The organism is Pseudomonas edaphica (assembly GCF_005863185.1).
In the GTDB taxonomy this organism is placed as follows: Bacteria; Pseudomonadota; Gammaproteobacteria; order Pseudomonadales; family Pseudomonadaceae; genus Aquipseudomonas; species Aquipseudomonas edaphica.
In genome coordinates this window covers 1-3,753 of record NZ_VBVZ01000592.1, presented here as the reverse complement: position 1 = coordinate 3,753, position 3,753 = coordinate 1, and the positions used below count along the sequence as shown (strand labels likewise).

Genomic DNA, 3,753 nt, shown 5'->3' with positions numbered 1-3,753 from the left:
TCGGCAGCCATGGTGTATTTGACTTTGCCGATGCCGCCATCATTGATGGCGGTGTTGCGCCAGGCGTTGTGGGTGAAATGGGAGTCGATGGAAACGGCTACCACTTCAACATTGCGCGCCTTGAAATCGTCCATGCGGTGGTCCAGAGCGATCAGCTCCGACGGGCACACGAAGGTGAAGTCCAGCGGGTAGAAGAACACCAGGCCGTATTTGCCTTTGATGGCTTCAGACAGTTTGAAGCTGTCTACGATTTCGCCATTGCCGAGGACGGCAGGTACGTCGAAATCCGGGGCTTGTTTGCCGACGAGTACGCTCATTGGGTATCTCCTGATGTAAGGGTGACGATTGAAGTAAAAGGACCAGCCCAAGTCTGGCGCAGTTAAGCGACAGGCCTGTGACGCGGTCACGCTTCGTGAAGACCGACCATCATACACTGAAAAAACCGTTCGTCAGCGCGCCGCAGGTACCTGGCAATACCCTGTGAATCTACTTTGACAATCATTCTCGTTAACATTAAGATCCATCGCACTTAAGCCTTAAACCCGCGATGGTTCTCCCTTATGTATGTCTGCCTCTGCACTGGCGTCACCGACGGACAAATCCGCGAAGCAATCTATGAAGGTTGCTGCAGCTACAAGGAAGTACGTGAAACCACCGGCGTTGCCAGCCAGTGCGGCAAATGTGCTTGCCTCGCCAAGCAAGTGGTACGGGAAACCCTGACGCAGCTGCAAACAGCCCAGGCCGCACTCCCCTACTCAGCAGAATTTACACACGCTTAAATAGGCGTGTTTTGAAGAACCGGACTTAATGTCCGGTTTTTTTATGCCCGTAATTCAATTAGTTAGCGTCAAGACGCGGAACACAAACATTCTTATTCCGATTAATTTTCATTTATTATTCAATAACTTAGGTTTGACACTAGGGATTTCGCCGCTCAAACTCCGCCCTATACACAGCTATTACAGGGCAGGACCCCAGTCATGAAAGGCGACATCTCAGTCATCCAGCAACTCAACAAAATCCTTGCCAATGAACTGGTCGCGATCAATCAGTACTTTCTGCATGCGCGCATGTATGACGATTGGGGCCTGGAAAAGCTCGGCAAGCGTGAATACAAAGAATCGATCAAGGCCATGAAGGACGCAGACGCGCTGATCAAGCGCATCCTGTTCCTGGAAGGGCTGCCGAACGTACAGGACCTGGGCAAGCTGAACATCGGCGAGCACACCCAGGAGATGATCAGCAGCGACCTGAAGTTCGAGCAGAAGAGCCACAGCGACCTCAAGGCCGCCATCGCTCACTGCGAAACCAAAGGCGACTTCGGCAGCCGTGAGCTGCTGGAAGATATCCTGGAAGATCAGGAAGAACATATCGACTGGCTGGAAACCCAGCTGGGCTTGATCGTTAAAGTCAGCCTGGAAAACTACCTGCAATCGCAGATGGGTGAATAAGCGCTGAAGATCGTTCCCACTTGAGCATGGTGACGCAGAGCGTCACAGGATGCATTCCCACGCAGAGCGTGGGAACGATCACAAAAAAGCCCCGCTCTCTTTCGAGAAGCGGGGCTTTTTATTGCATTCGGGTCAAGCGTCAGTCTTGGCCGCCGCGTTTACCGCTGCTTCTTTGATCAGCGCTTGCAGCGAACCGTCAGCAGCCATCTCAGTGATGATATCGCTACCGCCGACCAGCTCACCGGCTACCCACAGTTGTGGGAAAGTTGGCCAGTTGGCGTACTTCGGCAGGTTGGCACGGATTTCCGGGTTTTGCAGGATATCCACGTAAGCGAATTTCTCGCCGCACGCCATGATGGCCTGGGAAGCCTTCGCGGAGAAACCGCACTGAGGAGCGTTCGGGGCGCCCTTCATATAAAGCAGAATGGTGTTATTGGCAATCTGCTCTTTGATCGTTTCGATGATATCCATGGAACACCTCGGCTGGAACTTTGCGACTCACAGGTCGGCACGGTGGCGCATTGTAACGCAAAATTCCAGCGCGGTGCTCGGGCCTTATGCGGCGGCCACCTGTACCGGCACGCCATTAAGCGCGGCGTTTCCAGACAATTCATCCAATTGCCGCTCGTCGGTCAGGTCATTGGCACTGGCCCCAGGCTGCCCACTGGCGATGGTCATGCGCACGCCTGGACGACCGTGGCCCCAGCCGTGTGGCAGGCTGACCACGCCAGGCATCATGTCCAGGCTGGCCACCACTTCCACTTCGATCTCGCCAACGCGTGAGCTGACGCGCACCCACTGCCCATCACTCAATTGTCGGCTGGCAAGGTCGTCGGGATGCATATGCAGTTGATGGCGCGGCTTGCCCTTCACCAGGCGGTGATAGTTATGCATCCAGGAATTGTTGCTGCGTACATGCCGACGGCCGATCAGTAACAGCTCATTGACCATTGGCACCGGCTGGGCCGCAAAGCGCGCCAGGTCTGCCAGGACCACCGCAGGCGCTGCCTGCACGTGGCCGTCGGCGGTTTTCAAGCGTGCGGCCAAGTTGGGGTTGAGCGCCCCCAGATCCACGCCATGGGGATGATCAGCGAGCGTGGCCACCGACAGTTTGTGCTCGGACGCATCGCCATAGACCCCGGCACGCAAGCCAAAGTCGATCATCTGTGCCGGCGCCATGGTCGGCTTGAGCACCGCGCCGGTGTGCGCAGCGAAGGCCTTGGCCAAGCCGACAAAGATCTCCCAATCATGCAACGCGCCGGCAGGCTTGGGCAGGATCGCGCGATTGAAGCGGGTGACGTTACGCACTGCGAACATATTGAACGTGGTGTCGTAGTGATCGTTTTCCAACGCTGAGGTGGACGGCAAGATCAGGTCGGCATAGCGCGTGGTTTCGTTGATATACAGGTCGACGCTGACCATGAACTCCAAACCGTCCAGGGCCTTCTCCAGTTGGCGACCGTTAGGCGTGGACAGCACCGGGTTTCCGGCCACCGTCACCAGGGCGCGGATCTGCCCTTCGCCTTCAGTGAGCATTTCTTCGGCCAGGGCCGATACGGGTAACTCGCCACCGTACTCCGGCCGCCCGGACACCCGGCTTTGCCAGCGATTGAAGTGCCCGCCGCCAGTGGAGGCCACCAGATCCACCGCCGGCGTGGTGCACAAGGCGCCGCCGACACGGTCGAGGTTGCCCGTGACCAGATTGATCAACTGCACCAGCCAATGGCACAGCGTGCCGAAGGCCTGGGTCGATACGCCCATGCGCCCGTAGCACACGGCCTTGTCCGCCGCCGCAAAGTCCCGCGCCAACTGGCGGATCTGCTCGGCCGGCACCGCACACTGGCGGCTCATGGCTTCGGCGGTAAACCCGGCGATCGCCTGGCGCACATCCTCCAGGCCAGCAATCGGCAAATGGCTGTCGCGAGTCAGGTTTTCGCTGAGCAAGGTGTTGAGCAGCCCGAACAGCAGCGCCGCGTCGCCACCGGGCCGCACGAACACATGCTGATCGGCAATCGCCGCCGTCTCGCTGCGCCGGGGGTCAACCACCACCACTTTACCGCCGCGGGCCTGGATGGCCTTGAGGCGTTTCTCCACATCGGGCACGGTCATGATGCTGCCGTTGGACGCCAGTGGGTTGCCGCCCAGGATCATCATGAAATCGGTGTGGTCGATATCCGGAATCGGCAGCAACAAGCCATGGCCGTACATCAGGTGACTGGTGAGGTGATGGGGCAACTGGTCCACCGAGGTGGCGGAAAACCGATTGCGCGTCTTCAGCAGGCCAAGGAAGTAGTTGCTGTGG

5 protein-coding genes are annotated in these 3,753 nt (G+C 58.0%); 2 read left to right on the top strand and 3 right to left on the bottom strand.

Annotation, left to right across the window (positions count from 1 at the left end):
• A partial coding sequence (locus tag FEM54_RS27160) for a redoxin domain-containing protein (protein WP_138453715.1) occupies positions 1-317 on the bottom strand: 317 nt, incomplete at its 3' end.
• Between the two features lie 243 nt (positions 318-560).
• On the opposite strand from FEM54_RS27160, the gene FEM54_RS27155 reads away from it, so the two are divergent.
• Together FEM54_RS27155 and bfr are read left to right on the top strand one after the other, a co-directional pair.
• On the top strand, positions 561-779 hold the full coding sequence (locus FEM54_RS27155; RefSeq protein WP_010564137.1) for a bacterioferritin-associated ferredoxin: 219 nt from the start codon (positions 561-563) through the stop codon (positions 777-779).
• Between the two features lie 201 nt (positions 780-980).
• Positions 981-1,451, top strand: coding sequence for a bacterioferritin (gene bfr / locus FEM54_RS27150; RefSeq protein ID WP_017137040.1), 471 nt, complete (start codon positions 981-983; stop codon positions 1,449-1,451).
• A gap of 132 nt (positions 1,452-1,583) precedes the next feature.
• Here the strand turns inward: bfr and grxD are convergent, their stop codons facing one another.
• Together grxD and FEM54_RS27140 are read right to left on the bottom strand one after the other, a co-directional pair.
• Complete coding sequence (gene grxD / locus FEM54_RS27145; protein ID WP_058421605.1) at positions 1,584-1,922, bottom strand: Grx4 family monothiol glutaredoxin; 339 nt, start codon at positions 1,920-1,922, stop codon at positions 1,584-1,586.
• Between the two features lie 84 nt (positions 1,923-2,006).
• On the bottom strand, positions 2,007-3,753 hold a 1,747-nt coding region (locus FEM54_RS27140), incomplete at its 5' end, for a molybdopterin oxidoreductase family protein (protein ID WP_138453714.1).